The following is a 23651-nucleotide window of genomic DNA, read 5'->3' on the forward strand; positions in this document are numbered from 1 at the left end:
GAAAGCTGAACCCACGCCGGTTGGCAGGCGTCGGACCTTGGTCTGTGTTTTCCGTGGTTGTGTCCCCGTGTCCCCAAAATACATGACAGCGAAACTTGACGTGATGAGGTATAAGAAATCCGTGACGATTGACGTTTCGATTGTGGAAGACGATCCGCACGCCCGCAAGATTCTGGCGGCTTGGGTCAGCGGCGCTTCCAGCTTCCAGCTCGCAGGCGAGTGGAGCAACGCCGAGAGCGCGCTGGCACCGCTGGCCGAGCGGAAGCCACACGTCGTGCTGATGGACATCAACCTTCCCGGCATGAGCGGGGTGGATGCGGTGAAACGACTGAAGCCCATGCTGCCGGACACACAGTTCCTCATGTTGACGGTCTATGAGGATACCGACCATATTTACAACGCATTGGCGGCGGGGGCGACCGGTTACCTGCTCAAACAAACGCCGCGCGACGAACTGCTCGCCGCGCTGCAAGATGTTCACCGCGGCGGCTCCCCTATGACCAGCAATATCGCCCGCAGAGTCGTCCAGTCCTTCCTTCGCGATCCTGCTCCCGCGGCGGCAAGCGAGGTTCTTTCCACACGCGAACAGGAAGTGCTGGACATGTTGATGCGAGGTTACCTGTTCAAGGAGGTCGCCGACCGGCTCAACATCAGCGTGCATACCGTAAACACCTATGTCCGCCGCATCTATGAGAAACTTCACGTGCGTTCCCGCGCCCAGGCCGTCGCCAAGTACGCCCACTTCGTTGAGGGCGGGGCGCGGCCGCACAGTTCCGCCAGGGGCTGACCAGCCTGTGTGACGGTGCTGGTCGTTGAGTTCACAATTGGGCGCAAAGAACTTCGCGGGCAGTTGGTGCGGATTATTCTGTGGACCTGGACGACAACGAGGACTGTTGCCGGTAGGAAAGTGCCAACTTGGTGGGTGCATGTGTCATGTCGCGCATTTTGGGGACATGCCCTTTCCCGCGGACCTGCTGCATGATGTATTCAAAATGCCATTTAAATGACCTCTTCGATTTCCTCCAGCCGGGCTTTGTTGCTGTGCGTCTTCCTCGCCGTTTCGGTATTGGCGGAGAATGACCAACCGCCGTTTATCTTCGAGGCGGACGTAAAGGTGCCGATGCGCGACGGCGTCCAGCTTGCCGCGAATGTCTTCCGTCCCAAAGGCGACGGCCCCTGGCCGGTGATCCTAATTCGCACGCCGTACGGCAAAGGGGACGAAAAATGGCCCGGCGCCAAAGATGTCGCTGCTAAAGGCTATGTCACAGTGGTGCAGGATTGCCGCGGTCGTGGAAAATCGGAAGGGATTTGGGAACCGTTCCTGCACGAGGGGCAGGACGGTTTCGACACGCAGGAGTGGGTGGGTAAACAGTCCTGGTGCGACGGCAACGTCGGCACCTCGAGTGCCTCTTATGCGGGCTGGACACAATGGGCCTCCGCGCCCAATTCGAGCAAATACCTCAAGGCGATGGTGCCGATGGTGCCGTTTGGCAACACCTACGAGGACCTGGCGTATTCGGGTGGCGCCGTGATGCTAGGGTTGCTGATGGGCTGGGGCGAGGCCGTCGGCGGCGTGGCGTTGGACTCCAACAAACTCCAGCAGGCCTACAATTATTTGCCGCTGCGCACGTTCGGCGATCAGTTCGAAAAAAAAATCCCATATCTCAATGAATGGGTTCAACACGCCACCTACGATGCTTACTGGAAACAGCGCGGCATTGATTACCGTTATGCGGAGATCACCGTGCCCACGCTGAACGTCGGCGGCTGGTATGACATTTTCTCGAAAGCGACCCTCGACTTGACCACCGGTGTGCGCACAAAGTCCCGCAGCCCGCAGGCGCGCACCAACCAGTTCGTCATCATGGGGCCCTGGGGACATGGCGTGGGTGTTCGCAAGACCGGTGAACTCGATTTCGGCGCCGACGCCGAACTGAAAATTTTCAGCCGACAGTTCGATTGGTACGAATATTGGCTCAAAGGGCGAGAGAGGAAGATTCACGACTGGCCGCCTTATTACCTGTTTGTCATGGGCGAGAACCGTTGGCACAGCGAAAACGAGTGGCCGCTAAAGCGCACGCGGTTCACGCCCTACTACCTTCGCAGCTCGGGCCACGCAAACTCGCTCAAGGGCGACGGCTCGCTCAACACGACCCAACCCGGCACCGAACCGAAGGACGGTTTCACTTACGACGGTGACAACCCGGTCGCCACGGTGGGCGGAAACAACATTGTCGGCGCCACTGCGGGACCTTGTGACCAGACCAAGTTGGAAGAACGCGAAGATGTGCTCGTCTATTCGACGGCGCCGCTGGAGCAGGAAGTCGAAGTCACCGGCCCGGTGAAGCTGATCCTTTGGGCCGCTTCCAGCGCGCGCGACACGGATTTCACCGGCAAACTGGTGGACGTGCATCCGGACGGCAAGGCGTACAATTTGTGCGAGGGGATTCTGCGCGCCCGCTACCGCAACGGCCCGGACAAACCCGCGCTCCTGGAGCCGGGCCAAACCCAACGCTTCGAGATTGACCTCTGGGTCACCAGCAACCTGTTCAAACGCGGCCATCGCATCCGCCTCGAAGTTTCCAGCAGCAATTATCCGCGTTTTGATCGTAACCCGAATAGCGGAAACCCCATCGGCTCCGACACCGAAATGCTCACCGCTAAACAGACAATTCTTCACGACCGCGAACACGCATCCCATCTCTTGCTGCCAGTGATTCCACGGCCATGACACAACGGCAGAACGGATGGTCATCGCTTCGAGCCGTTGCGACACGCGCGCCATGATGCGATGCATGGAACAGCCCGGCAGGGCGACCGGCTTTAAGCGCGAGCGGCGGACAACGCACGACCGCAGATCAGGGGAAGGGATGGCTGGTTCAGGGTCGGACGTTGCTCACGATTGATGCCGGCGACTGGTGAAGCTGAAATGCGCGACACCTTTTTGGACTTCCTGCCCGGCGGTGGGATGTTTAGTCTCAGCGTGTTCGGTCGGCTGGTTCAAAACAACAGGATTTCTACCGAAAGCAAACCAAACGATATGCGGACATCACAGAATGCCGATCCACTCAATCATTGGCGTGTGCCGGGTCCTCTCGGCCTGTTCGTGTTGACCATGGCATTGGTTTGCAGCGGGGCTTCGCGTCAGCCCGGCGTGACTGCGGATGCCGCCAAAACAAGAACCGTTGCGCCGCGCCGTGCGCTTTACACTTACACCCTTGCCCGCGATGCGACTCCCGAATCCTACGACGAAGCGATGGCGGTCGCCTGTTTGCAAGGCATCCTCAATCGCAAGTCACCAGCGCTTTACGTGCTCTCGCGCAATTATGCCCGTCCGCAATACTGGCTCGACCTGCTCTCGAAAGACGGACGCTGGCTCGAGGGACGCGAGTTGAAGCCAGTGGCCGACTTGAGCGCGCTCGTCCAACTCGCCGGCAAGCAGCTCAAAGGCGCCATCATCTGGGACCCCGCCGTGCCCGCCACCGCGAACGTGGCGACGACGATGGCCGGAGTTGAAGATGGCGTCGTGCTTAGCCCGGAGTACGCGGCCCGTTTCTTGAAACAATGGCAACTGCCGGTGCTCGCGGATCTCCGTGGCCGGTTCACCGGCGCCGAGACCGGCAGCAAGAAGAACGACGCCTATCGCTGGGCCATCCACGAGTACCTCGCCAAGGGCCGTTGCTCTTCGCAGTGGCTTTGTCTCTTCGAGGATTCCTTTTCCACGCGGGCGCGCGGCGACATCGGCTACGTCGTCACGCGCGATTGGGCCGTGAAAAATCGCGCGTTCGTGTTCGATCTCTCGCCGTGGGGCGACGAGAAGCCGCAGGATGATCCCGAACAACGCCTCGGCCTGGACCTGGAAACTTACAAACTCCTCCTGACTGACACGCTCCGGCAATCCGCCGGCAAACACATGACCGAGCTGACCGGCTTTTTCGCCTTCTCGAAATACGCCAACATGCCCGACCACAAAAGCGCTCACGAGCCGGTGCCGACGGAATGGGAATCGGTCTGGTTGATGTCGCCGTTCAACTGTTACCAGAACACGATTTCGAGCCAGTGTTACAATCAGTCGTTGCACAGCCAGGCGCCGCGCGCGCCGCTCCGTCAGCACCGCACCGCCCGGAAAGTGCCGCTCGAAAAGAAAGCCTACCTCTGCATTCTCATGGCGGATTACGACTCGGCCACACCGCTCTACGAATTCCTGCCGAACCACTGGCACAACGCCGACCGCGGCAAGACTCCGCTGGCTTGGGGCATCAACCCGAATCTGCTCGAAACCTACCCGGACCTCATCGCCTATTTCTACAGCACCGCCACAGCCGCCGACACCTTCACCGCCGACGCGAGCGCCGCCGGTTACATGAATCCAAACCGCATCCGCAAGAAATACCTGCCGCTGTTCATGAAGCACAACCGACGTTTCTTCCGCGAGGCCGACATGGACATCGCACCGATGGTGCTGGACTGGGACGAACCGACGCCGGACGTGAAGGATGCGTTTCGCAAGTTCGCGCCGAACGGTTTTGCGACCATCGTGATTGATTTTCACAACCAGGGAGGAAAACTCCCCGCGCCGCAGGTTTGGAAAGACATGCCGGTGATGGAACTGCTGAACCACGCGTGCAACTTCGAGGGCGCCGAGAAAACCGCCGGTCGCATGGCCAGGGCCATCAAGGATCACGGGAACAAGATTCCGGGCTTCTATTTCTTCCGCATCGTGTGGGTGAACCCGACGCAAATCAGCGAGACGCTCGCCGCCCTGCGCCAGCAGCGCCCGGACCTGGACTTCGAGGTGCTCGATCCGCACACCTTTTTTGCGCTGTTCAAGGAATATCAAGATCAGCGGACAAAGACCGCTCATCCGCGATGACGCACACTCCTGCCCTCAGATGTCCACACAAATGAAAAGATCGCGCTGACGTTTCCCGACGAACGAATCCTTCGCGACGGCCGCAGTGAGCGACTCACTTTGAACTTCGCGGCCAACAGGTCGATTAAGCCTGCGATGTTATCCGACGAACTGAGCATCCGCAAAGACCCGCAACTGTAACGGAAAACTGGGTGGATCGTGACGCCGGTGGTGGATTGAGCAACGGTCGTTCTTCAGCCTGGAGTTCGTTAGTTGGTGCGAACTTCCTGACGCTTTGCAGAGATATCGTCACGAGGACCCGACCGGATTGGAGAGCATACGGCGTCCGGCAAACACCGACTTCCAGCGGGTGGGAAGCGGCACAGCAAGTGCCCGGCGACAGTTTCTTCTGTCACTAATTTGAGTGACATGTGTAATGCGGCAGCCATGTTAGGATTAGTCAACATTAACCCAATAGCCCTGATGACATGCATTTTTTGTCTGGCAGCACAATTTCAATCCCGACACGCTGTGTCAGGGTTGGCGTGAAAGGAGTAGGACGAATCCTGCAGCCGTCATGATCGGCTAAACATGAACCCATGAACCCAAACCCAGATAATATGAAACCACCTAAATTTGTGAAACTCAGCTTGATTGTGAGCGGATTCCTGTCGCTGGTCTGCACCTGCCCAGCGGCGCAAATTGCTTTTGAAGACTTCAATTATTCGATCTCTTCAACCTTATCGAACCAAAACGGCGGTACTGGATGGCTGAGCCCGTGGCTGGGGGCCAACATCGGCGGCGGTGGTAACGAGGCCAACGAGTTGGACTTTGTGATCACCAATGGATATAGCTGGTCGAATAGCACCGGTGGTTATATTGTCGGCACCGGCGGTGCTATTTTCGACCATGACTCCTCTCCGCATGGGGAATTCCGGCAATGGTTCAGTCCCGGCACGGCCTTGGGCTTCGGAACCACCTACGGAACCAATATCTGGTTTTCCTTCATAGCGACGTATGATGTCGCGTCGGGCAGTGGCTGTGCTGTCCTCCCATTCGAGGCCTTGGGTGATTCATTAACCGGTTTCGGCGTGACTTGCCTGGGTCCTGCTGGGGGAGGTGACTTCCAAGTGCAACTCCGGGTGGGGGCATTTGGTCAGGCTCCTGGCCCGCTCCTTGGCACGCAGGCCAGCGATCTGAGGAACCTCGCCGCGTGCCGGCCTGGCACCAATCTCGTCGTGGGCCGGTTCCAGTTGGACCCGACGGGACCGGGCGGAGCGGCTCCGCCGTTCACCGGCAACGACCGGCTGGATGTCTGGCTTAATCCGAACGCGGAGCCCACCACCGGCAGCCAATTGTGGTATAGCGGCTTTTACGCTTATCGCGACGCCACCGTCAGTTCAGGCTACACAGGCATTCGCACGGGTGGTGGCGGGCAGATGACGATAGATGAGTTCAGAATCGGCACCAACTACTCGGACGTGATTCCCAGCACGGCAAACTCGCCAGCCCAGATACCGTCGCCGCCGCTTCTTTCGATCGAAAATGCCGGCCCTGCGGGCGTCCAGTTTAATCTGAGCGAAGGCACCCCGACAAACTCCAACGAAATCGTCACCTACTATACAACCAATTCTGGAGGTGCTCCTGTGGCCATTGACGCTACCTGGGTTGGGAAGACTCCCGCGTCCTATTCCTTCACCATCGCTAAACCTCCCGCCAACGGACCGACGAACTTCACGGCGTACACCTGGCTGATTCCAAATCCCAACGGCCACATCCAGGCGTTGGACAACCCCAATGCCGTCCAATTGGCGATCATCTCCGATGGGCAGGGTGGCGCCAAGGCGGTGCTCGGATACTTCGTGAACAGCGGTGGCACCCTCTACGACAACATCAACACCATCTTCACCACTGGAGTGATCGCAACGCTCTCCAACGCTCCGTTTGCGGGCACGTGGACACTTCGGGCCAACAGCGATACGAGCTTCACGATCATTGCCCCTAACAACGTGCAGGCCTCCGGCTCATTGCAGTCCGGCGATGAGGGTAATTTTGCCAGTTCCGTTTCGTTTTTCCTTGGCGTGAATCCTAACGGCGGACCAAACGTCGGCAACCCGGCCCTTGGCTACTACATGACCGTGAGTGGCGTCATCATCACCAACAACAGTGGCGTGACGATCAACCCCAGTTGGGGACCCGGTGTCGTTGTTCAAAGTGATTTCGGCACCGGGGCACCGTTTAGCGCACAGAATCCCCCTAACTGGTCTGTGCTCGCCAACTTCCCTTCGTGCATTTATGTGATGCCGAGCAACAGCCTTTACCGGGCCACCTGGGGGAACGCGTGCGGTACCAGTTCAGGCGCCAACTCCCTGACCACCACCAACGCCTTGGGCGGTTCGGGCGCTTGGACGACCGTGGTGCCAACGACTTCGCTCTTGAGCGACAGTACCAACATCGCTTTCATCACGACAAAATACACGACGAACAGCGCGGCCTATTTCCGCGTCAGCGTGCCCTATGTTCCCTGATGATTTTTTGGGCGGGGGTCGGTGAGTGGAAGGCGTCAGAGTCATTCTCTGGCGTCTCTTTGGTAATTTTGATTGATTGAATGGAAACTGAGATAAACCGAACAAGACCTCGAGTCGTGAAATTATTTACCGGCTTGGAACGCGGGTCCCCGCGGTACAACGGTGCCTTCACACTGATCGAACTGCTGGTCGTCATCGCTATCATCGCCATCCTGGCCGGATTGTTACTGCCGGCCCTCGCCAAGGCGAAGGAGAAGGCTCGTGCCATCCAATGCATGAACAATGCGCGCCAGATTCAGTTGGGCTACAATATGTATCCCACCGATAACGGCGATCAGATCGTAGCCTTCTGGCTGACCGACAAGCCGGCGCCGCCGGGCTCCCTCTTCCCGGCCATTTACACCTTTTGGCCAGACCTGTTGCGCCCGTATCTTTATGGGACCAACATTCTGGCCTGTCCCAGCGTCAGAACCGGATTCGGGCTGAGCATGGAGGAAGGCGAGTTGACCGCCTATACCGCGCGTCAGTACAACCAAGACTGGAGGCCGAAGCTCGCCCGAGTGAAACGTCCATCCCAAGCTATTCCGACCGCGGATGCGGGTGAGATCGTCAACGTGGCCGAGACGAACGCAGACCTGTGGGTCGAAGTACCGCAGTCCGCGTACCTCATGTGGCTGCCCCCGAGCACGCGGCCGTGGTACAGTTACATCACACCGTGGCGTCCGATCGCCCGCCACAGTCGGCGTTGCACGGCCGGTTACGTGGACGGCCACGCCACGTCAATTCGGGTCAGCGAGATGGGTCTGCAATACTGGCCGGGCAAAACGCTCGATGGTCAGACCGCCTGGGCCGGCGCGCAACCCTTCGGCGGCAATGACCTTTATGACCCGCGTTGGCAGTGGACCACGGATTAGTTGAAATGAAAACTCTAAAGAGACGTTTGAAAACCAAGATCATGATAACCTCAAACGGACGCCAGCCGCTGCCATGCCGAGTCGATATCGCGTTCACCTTGATCGAACTGCTGGTGGTCATTGCCATCATCGCCATCCTGGCCGGCTTGCTCCTCCCGGCGCTCGCCAAGGCGAAAGAGAAGGCTCGCGCAATCCAATGCATGAACAACGCGCGTCAGATTCAGTTGGCCTATACATTGTATGCGGGAGATAACGCGGATCAGGTGGTCGCTGTCGGCTCTTTTGATCGGGTGGCACCCGCAAGCGCTTGGTTTCCCGGCGTCGGGGTTCTGTGGCCGGACGCGCTGCGCTCTTATATTCAGACCACCAATCTCATTCACTGTCCCAGCGTCAAAGACAGCATGTTTGGGTTGGGCTTGAACCACGGCGAATTGGGAGGTTGGGTCGCACCCCAATACCAACAATGGTACTGGCCGAAACTGAACTCTGTGAAGCACCCCTCCGAAGCGGCCGTGATGGCTGATGCTGGGCTGATTGCCAACCTGGCGGAGACGAACGCCGACCGATGGGTCGAAGTGCCAGGGTCGGCCAACCTCTATTGGGCCACGCCCAGTCTTCGGTCGTGGTACAGTTACCTGACGCCCTACCGTCCCATTGGCCGGCACAACGGGCGTTGCACGATCAGCGACGTGGATGGGCACGCGGAATCCATCAAGGTCAGCACGTTGGGGCTGCAATACTGGCCCGGCCGGACGACCGACGGCCAGACCGCTTGGGGCAACGAGTTCTGGGGCGGCAACGGCCTTTCTGACCCGCGCTGGAAATGGGACCGCGACTAAAACGTCGCCATCGCCGCGTTGGGCAAGCGACCCTGACCGCATTATGAACAAGAAGCCCCTCGTCGTTGTTCTCGCCGTTGTGGCGATTATTGTTTCCGGCGTCTGGATTTACTGGAACACATTTGGGCGGGGGCCAAAAATCGAACTGGATCCCTATCGGGCGCTGGGCGAGGTCGCCGGGGAGGAGACGGCGCGTCTGCTCAACCACCAAGGGCAGGTCGTCATCATCGCTCGCGCAAACAGCGGCGGCGCGAACCCGGTGCAGGAAGCCGAGGTGAAGGCCTTCAGCGTCGCGCTCAGAAAAGGCCATGTTGGAGTCGCCACCACCGAGCGGTTCACGGTGCCGCCGACAGTTGCCATGTTCTCGGGCAATACCGTTCCCCGCGATCGGTTTTTGCAGATATTTCAGGCCCATCCGAAAACGGCTGCCCTCGTGTTGTTCGCGGAGTTTCCGATGCTGGACAAGCCCGACCTTGACCTGCTGAAACAAAGCGGCATCAAAATCGTGTTGATCTCCGGCAACCCGCCCGGCTGCCAGGGTCTGCTGGAGGCGGGGGTGGCTCACCTGGCCTTCGTGCCACGCACTGACGGGCCGCCGCAAACCTTCCAACCGACTCAAACCCTCCGCGACTGGTTCAACCGCTATTACGTGGTTCTCACGCCTGGAAAAATGTAGGGCTTGCGGTGTTGGCGCCGCGCCGGCGCTACGCGCAGTTCTTCGAGCGTTGCGATCGGCAGCCGGCGGTGCCTTTGCAGTTCGCCGTGCAACGCGGCAATCGCGACGTTCTTGTCGCGTACTTTGGTGACATGACGTATCCGGGAGATTTGTCAATATTACCCACGATTAGCCCGTTCGCCGTGATGGCATGCAGTTCTGTCTGGAGGCGCAACATCTACCATATTTTGGCCAAAATCGCCGGTTGGTTTGGCCTGAAATTAGTTCTGCGTACGGCTGGTGCCTTCAGAATTGATTAAGCTTGAACCCACGGCTACATGAGCCGGCGCACAATATCAAAGTAATTATGAAAATAACAAAACTTACAAAGCTCAACTTGATTGTGATCGGAGAGCTGTCGCTGGTTTGCACCAGCCCGGCGGCACTGATCGCTTATGAAAGTTTCAACTATCCTGTCGGATCAACTCTTTCAAACCAAAACGGCGGCACCGGATGGATGGCGCCGTGGACTGGCGCCAATCTTGGTGGCGGCGGGAGCAATCCTTCGGAGTTGGATTTCGTGATCACAAATGGCTATAGCTGGTCGAACAGCACCAGCGGTTATATTGTTGGTAACGGCGGTGCTATTTTCGATCACGACAGCGCCAACGCGTATTCCGAAGCCCGCCAATGGTTCGATCCCTCCAATCCCCTAAACGACATCACGACCTTGTGGGGGACAAATATCTGGTTTTCCTTCATCGCAACGTATGACGTCGCTTCGGGCAGCGGCGGGTCGGTCAACCTGTTCGAGTCGGCCAACGATTCGGTAGGTGGGGCTGGCGTGGTGTGTTTGGGACCCGCCGGTAGCAACGATTTTATTGTGCAGATCCGCGCGCCGACATTCGGCCAGGGGCAGCATAGCGGCACGACCGCTCAAATCCAATCGTCAATGCCTGGCACCAATCTCGTCGTTGGGCGATTCCAATTGGCCCCGGGGCCGCAGACCAGTGCGATCTTCGGCAACGACCGGCTGGATGTCTGGCTCAACCAGACCAAGGAGCCGACCAATGGCAGCGAGCTGTTCTTTACTGGTTTTGCCGCTGACCACAGCGCTCCCTTCAGCTCGGGGTATGCGGGCATCCGCACGGGCGTCAATTGCGAGATGACGATTGATGAGTTCAGAATCGGCACGACCTTCGCCGATGTGGTGCCCGCTACGGCCGTGTCACCAAACCCGAAGCCACCACCGCCATTGCTTTCGCTGGAAAACGCGGGACCCGACGGGCTGCAATTGAACACCAGCGAAGCCACTCCGGCGAACTTCAATGAGATCGTAAGCTATTATACAACCAATTCGGGCGGTGCCCCCGTCCCCATAGAATGTGCGTGGGTCGGGAAGGCTCCGGCCTCCTATGCGATCACGATCGCCAAACCTCCCGCGCATGGACCCAGTAATTTTATGGCTTACGTCTGGCTGATTCCAAACTGGAACGGCCACATCATCGCGCTCGACAACCCGACCGTGCTGCAATTGGCCATCATCTCGGACGGACGGGGCGGCGCTAAAGCCGTGTTGGGGTACTACGCGAACAGCGGCAACAACGCGCAGGCCAACCTCGATACCCTCTTCACCACTGGGGTGATGGCGACGCTTTCCAATGCGCCGTTTGCCGGCACGTGGACTCTTCGGGCCAACAGCGACACGAGTTTCACCATCATTGCCCCCAACAACGCGCAGGCTTCCGGTTCCCTGCAAACCGGCGATGAAGCCAATTTTGCCAGCCAGGTTAAATTTTTCCTTGGCGTGAGTCCCAATGGCGGCTCGAACATCGGCAACCCAAGCCTTGGCTTCTACATGACTGTGAGTGACGTCACCATCACGAACAACACGGACGGCTTGGTCGTGCGAGGCGATTTTACTAATGGCCAGCAGTTGGACGTAGCGCAAAGTCCGCCAAATTTCTTGCCGGCGGCGAACTTTCCTTCCTGCATCTACGTGATGCCGACGGGCAGCGTTTACCGCACCACGTGGCACAACGCCACCGGCCCCGGTGTCGGCCAGAATTCCTTGGAGACCACCAACGCCTTGGGAGGCTCAGTCGCCTGGCCGAATACGGTGCCCAGCACTTCGGTGTTGAGCGACGGCACAAATGTCACTTTTGTTACCAAGGAATTCACGACCAACAACACGGAATTCTTCCGCGTCAGCATCCCTTATAGCCCTTGAAGATTTTGGGGTGGCAGGTTGGGACCGGAGGCGTCAGAGACAGTCGCTGGCGCCTCCTCGATAATCGCAATGGATGAAAAGAGAATTGAAATGAGCACGACCAAATCGAAAATTATGAAAACCATCAGCACCCTGACCTCGTCACACCGGGACGGGGTCGCGTTCACGCTGATCGAACTGCTGGTCGTCATTGCGATCATCGCCATTTTAGCCGGCCTGCTGTTACCGGCACTGGCCCGGGCGAAAGAGAAAGCCCGTGGAATCAAATGTATCAACAACGCGCGCCAGGTCGGCCTGGGTTACCTCATGTATGCGGAGGACAACAAGGACCGGGCCGTGGCGCTGGTGGCCTGGAACCAACCGGCGAACTCAAGCGCTTGGTTCCCGGGAATCGCTACGATGTGGCCCGACCTGCTGCGATCATATACTCGTACGACCAACCTCATCGCCTGCCCCAGTGTTAAGAATGGATTCGGGCTGGGCTTGAACCACGGCGAACTAACCTCCTGGACCGTTCCGCAATATCAACAGGACTCGAAGCCGATTCTTACCAGCGTGAAGCATGCCGCCGAAAGCGTCTTCATTGCCGACGACGGGCTGATTGCCAACGTAGCCGAGACGAATCCCGAACTGTGGGTCGAGGTGCCGGAGGCGGGCTCCCTTTTTTTCTGCACGCCCAGCCTTCGCTCGTTGTACAGTTATCAAACCCCCTACCGTCCCATTGGCCGTCACAACCGGCGTTGCACCACAGGCTACGTGGATGGACATGCGCAAGCCATCAAGGTCAGCACGCTGGGGCTGCAATACTGGCCCGGCAAAACCGCCGATGGTCGAACCGCGTGGGGCTCTGAAGTCTGGGGCGGCAACGGCCTTTCTGACCCACGCTGGAAATGGGACCGCGACTAAAACGTCTCCATTGCCGAGTTGGGAAAACGAATCAGCGTGCGGCGCGTGGATTTGATGGATTTATGGATTCTGCACAAGCGACCCTGACCGCATTATGAACAAGAAGCCCCTCGTCGTTGTTCTCACTGTCTTGGCAATCCTTGGCTCCGCCACCTGGATCTACGTGAACAGACCCGGTCGCCTGCCCAAAATCCAACTGGACCCTTATCGGGCGCTGGGCGAGGTTGCTGGGGAGGAGACCACGCGTCTGCTCAACCACCAAGGTCAGGTCGTCATCCTCGCCCGCGACAACCGCGCCGGCGTCAACCCGGTCGAGGCGGCTGAGGTGAAGGCGTTCAGCGCCGCGCTCAGGAAAGGTGGTGTCGGCGTCGCCGCCACCGAGCGGTTCAGCGTGCCGCCCGCAATGGCCATGTTCTCGGGTGGTGCCATCCCACGCGATCGCTTTTTGCAGATTTTGCAGGCGCATCCCAAAGCGGCGGCCCTCGTGCTGTTCGCGGAGTTTCCGATGCTGGACAAGCCCGACCTTGACCTGCTGAAACAAAGCGGCATCAAGATCGTGTTGATTTCGGGCAACCCGCCCGGCTGCCAGGATCTGCTGGAGGCGGGCGTGGTCCACCTGGCCTTCGTGCCACGCACTGACGCGCCGCCGCAAACCTCCCAACCGGCTGCAACCCTCCGCGACTGGTTTAACCGGTATTACGTGGTTCTCGCGCCGGGAAGAATGTAAGCCTTGCCGTGAGGACGCTGCGTAAACTACACTGGCACATCATTGGCCGCCTTCGCCAACATGGAAGCACCGCTTACGCCGCTTGAGTTTGCCCGGCGCGCCCGCCGACTTTACTCCCATCGCGAAGCCGTGGTGGACGGGGCGCTGCGGCTGACCTACGCGCAGTTCTTCGACCGTTGCGATCGCTGGTCGGCGGTGCTTCAGAAGCTGGGCGTGCGACCCGGCGACCGCGTCGCCTGCATCGCCCCGAACACACACGAGCATCTGGAAGCCTATTATGCCGTGCCCCAAATCGGCGCGATCATCGTCCCGATCAACTACCGCCTGCGCGCCGACGATTTTGCTTATATCATAGGCCACAGTGGGGCGTGTGTGGTCTGCGCGCAGGCTGACTATCTGGATGCCGTAGATCAGGTGCGGGCGCAATTGCCGGGCGTAAAGCATTTCGTCGCCTTTGACGGGAGCAAACCCGGCTGGCTGTCGTACGAGGAGAATCTGGCGGCCGCTTCGCCGAAGTTTGAAATTGCGTCCGTCCGGGAGAACGAGTTGCTCTCGATCAATTACACCAGCGGCACCACCGCGCGGCCCAAGGGCGTGATGTTGACCCACCGGAACATTTATCTGAACATTCTTGGCCGGCTGGCGCACAACCACATGACCTCCGCTGAACGTTATCTGTGGACGCTGCCGATGTTCCACGTGAACGGCTGGTGCTTCGTCTGGACCATCACCGCCGTGGGAGGAACGCATGTCTGCCTGCGCAAGCCGGAGACGAAAGCAATTTTCGAACTTCTTGGACGGGAACGCGTCACCCTGTTTTGTGCCGCTCCGACTGTGCTCATCGGCATCGCCAGCGCGCCGGAGGAACTACGCCGCGCGGCGCCACGCGGCGTGCGCGTACTGACGGCGGGCGCACCTCCTGCCGCCGCCACCATCGAACGGATCGAAGGCGAACTGGGTTGGTCCATCACCCATGTTTATGGCCTTACCGAAGTCTCGCCCATCGTGACCATCTGCGAACCGCGACCCGACGACAGCCGGCTCGACGCCCGGGAGGCGGCAAGGTTGAAAGCCCGGCAGGGAGTCGAGTGTCTCGCCGCCGGCGAAGTGCGAGTGGTGGACGACGCGGGACATGAGGTGCCCCACGATGGTCGCACGATGGGGGAAATTGTCATGCGCGGCCACGCGGTCATGGCCGGTTATTACAAGGATCCGGCGGCTACAGCCCTGGCGATTCGCGATGGCTGGTTTCACAGCGGCGATGCCGCCGTCGTGCATCCGGATGGTTATCTCGAAATTCGGGACCGCTGGAAGGACATCATCATCAGTGGCGGCGAGAACATTTCTTCTGTGGAGGTGGAAGGTGTCCTGCTCCGGCACCCGGCCGTGCAAGAGGTCGCAGTGGTGGGATGGTCACACGAGAAATGGGGCGAGGCGCCGCACGCTTTCGTTGTTCTTCGCGACGGCGTGAAAACGGAGGCGGCCGAGCTGCGGCGCTTCTGTCGCGACCAACTGGCGCATTTCAAAGTCCCGCAGGAGTTCCACTTCATCGCCGAACTGCCCAAGACGGCCACCGGCAAGGTCCAGAAGTATGTGTTGCGCGGCGGCCAGCCGAACATGGCTGCGCAGTAGTTGTTCATGGCGCCAAGCTGACTTGAACGACGGCAACGGTCTTTTTGACCCGCGCTGGAAATGAGGCCGCGACTCAGCCCGGACAAAACTTCGGGTTTGCCGTAATCACACGGATTGCTTCAGCGAGTAAATCACTGCCGCGCAAAGGCCGGGCTTTCATCTGCGAGGGTGCGGGCGGTTCGCCGTCAAGCCGGTCCAGGAGATTCACAACGATTTCCTCCAATGGGTGACTTTGGTTTCAGAGACTTTCCAAATGGATTGTACACTGGCACGCCGTCGTCGTAGGATCCGAAAGATGTTGAAACCGGACATTTCCTCAAATATGCAAGTGCCTCTAACAGCGGCTGGCTGGAGTAGTGAATTGAAAACGAACGCGCTGGAGTATCGAATGGCATGACGCACCGGCTCGGCAAAAACCTCGACGGCTACCACGGCGAAACGATCGACATCACCGTCGTGCTGAATGATTGCCTGGCCGCCGCGCGCAGGCATGGTTGGAACCTCCAGGAAATTCACGTGGCGCCCGGTCGTGATTTGCTGGCCTTCACACGCCGCGCATCCGACCTCACACCCAACACAAAACGCATTTACCTCAGCGCCGGCATTCACGGTGACGAGCCGGCCGCGCCGCTGGCCGTCCGCCAGTTGTTGCAGGAGAATCAATGGCCCGCCGCCGTGGACCTCTGGCTTTGCCCGTGCCTGAATCCCACCGGCTTTCCACTCAATCGACGCGAGAATGCGGACGGCGTGGATCTCAACCGGCAGTATCTTCACCTGCAGGCTGCGGAGACGCGCGCCCACATTGCCTGGCTGGAACGACAGCCGGGATTCGATGTCTGCCTTTGTCTCCATGAAGATTGGGAATCGCACGGCTTCTATGTCTATGAATTGAATCCGGATAATCTTCCTTCATTCGCTGAGACCATCGTGGAGAGCGTCTCGAAGGTTTGTCCCATCGACCAGTCACCCGTAATTGAAGGTCGCGAAGCGCACAACGGAATCATCCGTCCCAGCGCCGATCCGCGCTCGCGCCCCGAATGGCCCGAGGCGTTTTATCTCTTCACTTACAAGACGCGATTGAGCTACACGCTCGAAGCGCCGTCGGATTTTCCGCTACCAACTCGCGTCAACGCGCTCTTTACCGGCGTAAATGCGGCGTTCAAATCGATCCTGTAGCTGCGTCTCGTCAGAGCGCGGCAAACCTTCCTTCCTAGATCATTGGGGCGGTCTCACGACCCGCCGCTACGGAATCACTTCAAGCTCGCCGCACGCCGCTTCACCCACTCCTTGCCGAGTTCCGTCAATGTCTTCGCCTTCAACACCCGCTCCGCCAACGGGAACACGATGCGCTCTTCCTTGTCGAAATGTTTGCGCGACGCCGTGACTGCTCCGAGCAAGAGCTGCTTGGCCTCCTTGACCGATTTGGCCGTGCGCAATTTGGTGAACGTCTCCTCGATCAATTCGTGTTCGTGATGGAACGTCTCGCTCTGGCCAATCTGCTCGAAACAATGCTCCAGTGGTTTGATGAACAGTTCGTCCTCGGTCTGCGAGTGCGGCAACATGACCTTGTCCACGAGCGCCGCGAGGGACTTCGCCTCTGCCAACGTCTTGAGACGCGGCGCGGCGGCCTCGACGTGGTCAAAGAGATGATGAAACACAGTGTGTTCCGCCCGCAAAATGTCCGTGATCTTCATGGTGCAACGACGACACCAAGCAAATAACTCATCGCCGCCGATTCCGCCAGACGTTTCTTGTCTTAATTAAGCGTACAGGCGCGGAAACGCGGAGGATTTGAGCCACATGGAAACATGATTCCCGTTGAAGAAGGCGAGCTACGTCAACGGATTCATGGGAAAACTCTGAAATAGTTTCGACACAATTTCCTTTCCGCGTAACCCTGCAAACAAATTAATTTGTCAATGGTGTTGCGCCAGCATCCAGTAGCGCTCGCACGATTTTGTGCCTTTTTTTTGCACGGGCTAGTTTGATTGGCGGTGAACTCAGTTTTCCGGTCAAGTTAGGATCTGCACCGGCTGCGATGAGCGCCAAAGCAACTTCATCAAGCCCACCTTGGATTGCTTTTTGCAGAGCGGAAATCTCATGTGGCATGACATTGATGTTCACTCCAATTGAAATGAGGTAAAGCGCTACTGAAGTGCAACCTAATTTGCAGGCTTCCCACAGGCAGTAGTCATTCACTTTTGCACCTGCCGCCACTGCTTGTTTCAAAAAATCAAACCAGTCTTCGAACGATCGTAGCTGCGGCTTTTCTTCGCTCACCATTTCGATTGCTCGCACAAACCACTTCAATGGCGAACTCTTGCGCCAATACATTTCAATCGTTTTGAAAGCCGCCTCGCTTGCCGCGTTACAGCCAGGATGTGTTTCCAGCGCAACTGACGCACCCGCTCGAACCAATTCCTGGGCTATTTCAAAATGATGCTGTTTGATCGCTCCGTTGAGCGCAGAGCCGGGAAACACCTCGAAATTGACTTTCGCGATCTGATTCACGTCCGCACCGGCAGCAATCAATTCGCGAACAACCTCCAAATGGCCACACCGAGCAGCAGTCTCCAAGGGCGGACGCTTGTCTTTTCTTCCGGCGTTGACGTTCGCACCGGCAGCAATTCGCTCTCGGATGATGGCTAGATTTCCGTCCAAGCACGCTTGGAGCAACTTTGTGTCAGACCGTGGCGCACGTTGTCTTTTCTCGTCCATTCTCGTTGGGTTCGGTGTTAAGAATAATTCTCCATCCCCACGCAAGAGCAAACCAGATTTCGGTCGCCATACACATTGTCGATGCGGCCCACGTAAGGCCAGAATTTATGCTCATGCAGCCACTTTGCCGGGAAGACGGCCTGGTCGCGCGGATAGGGATGATTCCAGTTGTCGGCGGCGATCATGTCGGCAGTGTGCGGCGCGTTCTTGAGCAGATTGTTTTGCTTGTCGGCCTGACCGGATTCGATGGCTCGGATTTCAGCGTGAATGGCAATCATAGCGTCACAGAAACGATCCAGTTCGGCTTTCGATTCGCTCTCGGTCGGCTCGACCATCATCGTGCCGGGCACCGGAAAGGAAATCGTCGGAGCGTGAAAACCGTAATCCATCAGCCGTTTGGCCACATCTTCCACGGTAACGCTCTTGAATTGCCGCAAATCGAGAATGCACTCGTGCGCGACCAGATCACCGTGGCCTTTGTAGAGCACCGGAAAATATTTCTCCAAACGTTTGGCAATGTAATTGGCGTTCAGGATGGCGACTTTGGTTGCTTCCGTTAGACCGGCGGCACCCATCGCGGCGATGTAAACCCATGAGACGGTCAGAATGCTCGCGCTACCCCACGGCGCGGCGGCGACCGCGCCGATGGGATTCTCACCGCCGAGATTCACTACCGGATGACCGGGCAGAAATTCCACGAGATGCTCAGCGACACCGATAGGCCCCATTCCAGGTCCACCACCGCCATGAGGAATGCAGAACGTTTTGTGCAAATTTAAGTGACACACGTCAGCGCCGATGTCGGCCGGCCGGCACAGACCGACCTGTGCGTTTAAGTTTGCGCCGTCCATGTAAACCTGGCCGCCGTGGTCGTGAATGATCTGGCAAATCTCTTTGATGGTTTCCTCGAACACGCCGTGCGTGGAGGGATAAGTCACCATCAGCGCGGCGAGATCATTGCGATGAGCCTCGGCCTTGGCTTTCAGATCCTGGAGACTGATGTTGCCTTCGCTGTCACACGCGACCGCAACAACCTTCATGCCGGCCATTACTGCGCTGGCGGGGTTTGTGCCGTGAGCGGAGGTTGGGATGAGACAAACATTGCGGTGGCTTTCTCCGCGACTCTGGTGATACGCACGGATGATTAGGAGGCCGCAGTATTCGCCTTGCGAGCCAGCGTTCGGCTGCAACGAAATCCCTGCAAACCCGGTGATTTCCGCCAGCCAATCTTCGAGTTGTTGGAAAATAATCTTGTAGCCCTTGGTCTGACGCAACGGCGCGAAAGGATGGATGCGGCTGAACTCTGGCCAGGACAATGGAAGCATTTCTGCCGATGCATTCAGTTTCATCGTGCACGAGCCGAGGGGAATCATTGAGGTTGTGAGCGAAAGATCGCGAGTCTCGAGTCGTTTGAGGTACCGGAGCATTTCGGTTTCGGAGTGGTAACGGTTGAAGACAGGGTGTTGGAGGAAGAGTGAGCTGCGTGAGGCGTGTTGCATTTTGCGTGATGAGTCCTCCGCAACGTCAGCAAAAGTAAATCCGGGGGGGGTGTCACCGTTGAAGACTTGCCAGATTTCGGCGATGTCAGCGGCGGTGGTTGTTTCATCAATTGAAATGCCGATGGTGTGAGGATCCACGACTCGAAAGCTCATCCGGTGTGCGTCGGCGATACTGACGACCTCGGCAGCGCGCTTGTCGCCAAGGTCGATGGTGATTGTGTCGTAGTGAGGGAGGTGAGGAGCGTGCCCTGGATTAAAACCGAGCCTCGCCAGGCCGGAAGCGAGCACATCCGTTAGTGTCTGGATTCGTTGTGCGATCTTTTTCAAACCTTCCGGGCCGTGGTAACAGGCGTAAGCCATCGCCATGTTGGCCAGCAGGGCCTGCGCCGTGCAGATATTACTGGTGGCTTTCTCGCGGCGGATGTGTTGTTCGCGCGTGCCGAGAGCCAAACGCAAGGCAGAACGGCCGCGTGAATCTTTAGAAACGCCCACAAGACGTCCGGGCATCTGGCGCTTGAACTCGTCGCGCGTCGCAAAAAAAGCGGCGTGTGGCCCGCCGTAGCCGAGCGGCACACCGAAACGTTGGGCGCTTCCGACCGCGACATCCGCGCCAAATTCACCAGGCGGTTTGATGAGGGTAAGGGCGAGCAAATCGGTCGCGACCGTGACAAGGGCGTCAGAGGTGTGGGCTTTTTCGACGAAGCCGGAGTAATCGTGGATGGCACCGTAGGTGTCGGGGTATTGCACGAGCGCGCCAAAGGTTTTTCCATCGAAGGTAAACGATTCGTAGTCGCCAACTACAACCTCAATGCCGAGAGCTTTTGCGCGCGTTTGGACGACTTCGACGTTTTGGGGATGACAATTTTGCGAGACGAAGAAGGTGTTCCGTCCCTCCTCATGTTTAAGCCGATGGCACATCATCATCGCTTCGGCGGCAGCCGTGGCTTCGTCGAGCATTGAGGCGTTGGCGATTTCAAGCTTGGTCAAATCGCAGACCATCGTTTGAAAATTGAGCAGCCCTTCGAGGCGGCCTTGAGAAATCTCCGCCTGGTAGGGGGTGTATTGCGTGTACCAGCCGGGATTTTCCAGAATGTTGCGTTGAATAACGGGTGGCGTGACGCAATCGTAGTAGCCCATGCCGATGTAAGAGCGAAAGACCTGGTTCTTCGCCGCGATGGAGCGGAGTTCGTTAAGAATGCCGAATTCGCTGCGACCAGCAGGAAGATTGAGCGGCCGGTTAAGTCGAATGTTGGCGGGAACTGCGGCGTCGATCAACTCATCGAGGTTGTTGTAACGAAGCGTCGAGAGCATTCGTTGAACATCGTCGGCGTTGGGACCAATGTGCCGTCGGACGAAACGGTCCGGATGTTTGAGTGAATCCATTACGGCAGGATCAATGGCGTTAGATGAGTTGGTCAGGTTTTTGTCGGTTGCTTCGTTTACAAACATGCGAGGAAAGTACGGGGCGTTGCGGGCAAATCAAGAGATTTTGCGGCGGACGCTTTTGCGTGACGAAAAAACGGTGATGCGTTAAGTTCGCTCCATGATGAATCGGCGCCAACGCCCTTTGATTTTTGCGGCTATGACGATATCTGCGGCCTGGCTGCTGGCGTGGGGCGGTTACACGTTGGCAAGCAATTCCAAGATGACCGCGGAGAAGTTGAGGACCTACGCGCAATCGGTGGAATTGGGCCGCTTGACGGGCAAGGCAAGGGCGGAAGCCATCAACCAACTTGCCTTCAAACTGAATGCCCTGGCTGCGGATGAGCGCCAACAAGCGAGAATGGACGGCGTCTTGCAAGGCTGGTTGGAACAAATGACGGAGGTAGAGAAGACCGCATTTATCGAAGCGACAATGCCGAACGGTTTCAAAGAAATGTTATCAGCATTTGAGAAAATGTCAGAGGAGAAACGACGCCGGGCGATCGGCGAAGCTCTGAAACGGCTCAAGGAAGTACGGGAGAATCTTCGCGAAAGCAGTCCGTCAGCGCCGGTAGCGGCGACCAATCGAGCTCCCGTCATCACACCGGAGGTGGAGAAACGCGTGCGGGAGATCGGCCTAAAATCATTCTACAACGAGAGTTCGGCCCAGACGAAAGCAGACTTGGCTCCGATACTGGAGGAGTTGCAACGCATGATGGAAAGCGGTGCAATAGCGCGAGGCGGACCGAAATGATCGAACTGCGGAATGTGCAAAAGAAATTCGGCGGCCGTCTGGCGGTTGACGACCTGACGCTAAACGTGCCTGCCGGCGAAATCTTCGGCCTGCTTGGCCACAACGGCGCTGGAAAGAGCACGGCCATTGGCATGATGCTTGGTCAAGTCTGGCCAACGGCGGGCGTCGTCAGGGTTTGTGGGTATGATGTCTCCGCGCACCGACAAAATGCGCTGCAAAAGGTCGGCGCGATTTTTGAAACGCCAGTGTTTTACGATTATCTGTCCGGCTGGAGCAATTTACAGATTTTGAGCCACTACACAGCGCCCACGCCGCCGGCACGCTTGCGCGAGGTTATTGATTGGGTTGGCCTGACCGGTCGCGAAAAATCCAAAGTCAAAACCTACTCGCACGGGATGCGGTCGCGGCTGGCCTTGGCGCAGGCGTTGTTGCCGAAACCGGAACTGCTTATTCTGGATGAACCGAGCGACGGTCTCGATCCGGAAGGCATCCACGAGATGCGGCAGACGATTCTGCGATTGCACCGTGAACTGGGTCTGACAATCCTGCTTTCCTCGCACCTGTTGAATGAAGTGGAACAACTCTGCACCCGCATCGCGGTTTTGAATCAAGGCCGAAAGGTTTTTGAAGGCACATTGAATGAAATTTCGCAGGGGCCAAAGTGGGTGCGTCTGCGGGTGGGAGACTTTGCCGATGCCGTCGCGCGACTCAGACAGGCACAAATGGTCCTCGACCAGCGCGACGGTCAATACGTGACGCTGGCGAGTGGGATCGACACGGATCAGGTGGTCAGGCATCTGGTAGGGCAGGGGATGCCGGTGTACGAAATCGCCCGGGAAAAACAGACGCTGGAAGACTTTTATCTGGCGTTGATGAAGAAGAATTAGGTGCAGCCTCTTATGTTTTACCTTCAACTGCGCAACGAACTCTGGAAACTCTTCGGCAAGAAGCGCACCTACATTGGTTTCGGGATGTTTTTGGTGGCTGAAATCGTTATTATCCTGATTTTCCGCTACTCGAACGCCACGCGCTGGATGAAGCGCACACTGGAGAACAATGGATTTGTGGCGGAACAGTTTCTCTCTGTGCTGACCATTGCTTCGTTGATGGTGATCATTATTTCTTACACGCTGTTGCCGCTTTATGTGGCGCTCGTGGGGGGGGACTTGGTGAGCAAGGAAGCCGAGGACGGAACTCTGCGCATGATTTTGTCCCGGCCCATTTCCAGGCTGCGCTTGCTGGGTTTGAAGTGGCTGGCCGGTTTCCTGTTTTCGATGGTGCTCGTGTTGTCGCTGGGACTATTCGGCCTGCTGTTTACCAACTTCTGGTTTCCTGCGGATGGGAGTCTGTTTGTTTCGCTCCCGGGCGAGCGAATCAACATTTTCCAAGCGGGGATGGGCTTGAAGCGTTACGCGGCGGCCCACCTGTTCATGGTTACCAAGGCCTGCACGGTGATGGGACTGGCCTTCATGTTTTCGTGTTTCAACATGAAACCCGCCGCCGCAACTATTCTTGCACTTTCGGTGATCATCATTAACGGGATCCTGATGGAGATTCCGTACTTCAAAGATTTGCAACAATGGTTCCTCACTTATCATCTGAACACCTGGCAGCTTCTGTTTGTGGAGAAAATTCCGTGGTGGAAAATCGGCGAATCACTTAGCATCCTGTTTGGCTTTAACGTGTCGTTTGTGGTCGTCGGTTGCACCGCATTTCACATGCGCGACATCAAGTCGTAACGCCATGTTGAACCCAGCCGCTGCGCGGCGAGCCTTGCGGCGGTGCAACGGGCTTATCGTGTTCACCGGTTCAAGAGGTCGTGAGTTTTTTTTGATTGGCGGCGAGCGTGCTTCCGCATCCACGGGCACACTCGCCGCCCTATGACTAAAACTACGTGTCCCTCCATCGCAAAATTCGCGGACTTTGTCCAACTCAAAGATTATCGCCCGCCCACCAAGGACGAGTACGTCCGTTA

The 23651-nt window shown here is 57.8% G+C and carries 18 protein-coding genes and 1 pseudogene; 16 read left to right on the forward strand and 3 right to left on the reverse strand.

Annotated features, from left to right (window positions below; translation table 11 throughout):
* Window positions 1-103 precede the first annotated feature (103 nt).
* From HY298_25645 to HY298_25705, 13 genes and pseudogenes are all read left to right on the forward strand, one after another.
* Entirely contained in the window at window positions 104-787 is a 684-nt protein-coding gene (locus HY298_25645) for a response regulator transcription factor (GenBank protein MBI3853643.1), read from the forward strand.
* A gap of 216 nt (window positions 788-1003) precedes the next feature.
* On the forward strand, window positions 1004-2731 hold the full coding sequence (locus HY298_25650; protein ID MBI3853644.1) for a CocE/NonD family hydrolase: 1728 nt from the start codon (window positions 1004-1006) through the stop codon (window positions 2729-2731).
* Window positions 2732-3040: 309 nt separating this feature from the next.
* Window positions 3041-4873 (forward strand): hypothetical protein, encoded by a 1833-nt coding sequence (locus HY298_25655; GenBank protein MBI3853645.1) that lies wholly within the window; start codon window positions 3041-3043, stop codon window positions 4871-4873.
* Window positions 4874-5472: 599 nt separating this feature from the next.
* Window positions 5473-7380 (forward strand): hypothetical protein, encoded by a 1908-nt coding sequence (locus tag HY298_25660; protein ID MBI3853646.1) that lies wholly within the window; start codon window positions 5473-5475, stop codon window positions 7378-7380.
* 80 nt (window positions 7381-7460) lie between these two features.
* Entirely contained in the window at window positions 7461-8294 is an 834-nt protein-coding gene (locus HY298_25665; GenBank protein ID MBI3853647.1) for a prepilin-type N-terminal cleavage/methylation domain-containing protein, read from the forward strand.
* 41 nt (window positions 8295-8335) lie between these two features.
* Window positions 8336-8545, forward strand: a pseudogene (locus HY298_25670) (type II secretion system protein).
* A gap of 631 nt (window positions 8546-9176) precedes the next feature.
* Window positions 9177-9809, forward strand: coding sequence for a hypothetical protein (locus tag HY298_25675; GenBank protein ID MBI3853648.1), 633 nt, complete (start codon window positions 9177-9179; stop codon window positions 9807-9809).
* An 8-nt stretch (window positions 9810-9817) separates the two neighbouring features.
* Window positions 9818-10108, forward strand: coding sequence for a hypothetical protein (locus HY298_25680; protein ID MBI3853649.1), 291 nt, complete (start codon window positions 9818-9820; stop codon window positions 10106-10108).
* A 47-nt stretch (window positions 10109-10155) separates the two neighbouring features.
* Window positions 10156-12018, forward strand: coding sequence for a hypothetical protein (locus tag HY298_25685; protein MBI3853650.1), 1863 nt, complete (start codon window positions 10156-10158; stop codon window positions 12016-12018).
* A 114-nt stretch (window positions 12019-12132) separates the two neighbouring features.
* Window positions 12133-12924 carry a prepilin-type N-terminal cleavage/methylation domain-containing protein gene (locus HY298_25690; GenBank protein MBI3853651.1) on the forward strand — a complete coding sequence of 264 codons (792 nt, stop codon included), beginning with the start codon at window positions 12133-12135 and terminating at the stop codon, window positions 12922-12924.
* 94 nt (window positions 12925-13018) lie between these two features.
* Window positions 13019-13651, forward strand: a complete 633-nt coding sequence (locus HY298_25695; protein ID MBI3853652.1) for a hypothetical protein — start codon at window positions 13019-13021, stop codon at window positions 13649-13651.
* Between the two features lie 60 nt (window positions 13652-13711).
* Window positions 13712-15283 carry a long-chain-fatty-acid--CoA ligase gene (locus tag HY298_25700; GenBank protein ID MBI3853653.1) on the forward strand — a complete coding sequence of 524 codons (1572 nt, stop codon included), beginning with the start codon at window positions 13712-13714 and terminating at the stop codon, window positions 15281-15283.
* Between the two features lie 393 nt (window positions 15284-15676).
* Window positions 15677-16459 carry a M14 family metallocarboxypeptidase gene (locus tag HY298_25705; GenBank protein MBI3853654.1) on the forward strand — a complete coding sequence of 261 codons (783 nt, stop codon included), beginning with the start codon at window positions 15677-15679 and terminating at the stop codon, window positions 16457-16459.
* A gap of 74 nt (window positions 16460-16533) precedes the next feature.
* Here HY298_25705 and HY298_25710 read toward each other — a convergent pair whose 3' ends face one another.
* From HY298_25710 to gcvP, 3 genes are all read right to left on the reverse strand, one after another.
* Entirely contained in the window at window positions 16534-16977 is a 444-nt protein-coding gene (locus HY298_25710; protein ID MBI3853655.1) for a hemerythrin domain-containing protein, read from the reverse strand.
* Window positions 16978-17191: 214 nt separating this feature from the next.
* Complete coding sequence (locus HY298_25715) at window positions 17192-18001, reverse strand: ankyrin repeat domain-containing protein (GenBank protein ID MBI3853656.1); 810 nt, start codon at window positions 17999-18001, stop codon at window positions 17192-17194.
* Window positions 18002-18018: 17 nt separating this feature from the next.
* Window positions 18019-20949 (reverse strand): aminomethyl-transferring glycine dehydrogenase, encoded by a 2931-nt coding sequence (gcvP, locus tag HY298_25720; protein ID MBI3853657.1) that lies wholly within the window; start codon window positions 20947-20949, stop codon window positions 18019-18021.
* 133 nt (window positions 20950-21082) lie between these two features.
* Here gcvP and HY298_25725 point away from each other — a divergent pair, with 133 nt between their 5' ends.
* The 3 genes from HY298_25725 to HY298_25735 are packed head-to-tail and all read left to right on the forward strand — an operon-like array spanning window position 21083 to window position 23415.
* Entirely contained in the window at window positions 21083-21676 is a 594-nt protein-coding gene (locus HY298_25725) for a hypothetical protein (protein ID MBI3853658.1), read from the forward strand.
* Complete coding sequence (locus HY298_25730; GenBank protein ID MBI3853659.1) at window positions 21673-22563, forward strand: ABC transporter ATP-binding protein; 891 nt, start codon at window positions 21673-21675, stop codon at window positions 22561-22563. The genes HY298_25725 and HY298_25730 overlap by 4 nt, the downstream gene beginning before the upstream one ends.
* Before the next feature lie 12 nt (window positions 22564-22575).
* Window positions 22576-23415, forward strand: coding sequence for an ABC transporter permease subunit (locus HY298_25735; GenBank protein MBI3853660.1), 840 nt, complete (start codon window positions 22576-22578; stop codon window positions 23413-23415).
* Window positions 23416-23651: the final 236 nt, after the last annotated feature.

It is taken from the genome of Verrucomicrobiota bacterium (assembly GCA_016200005.1).
Lineage (GTDB): Bacteria > Verrucomicrobiota > Verrucomicrobiia > Limisphaerales > PALSA-1396 > PALSA-1396.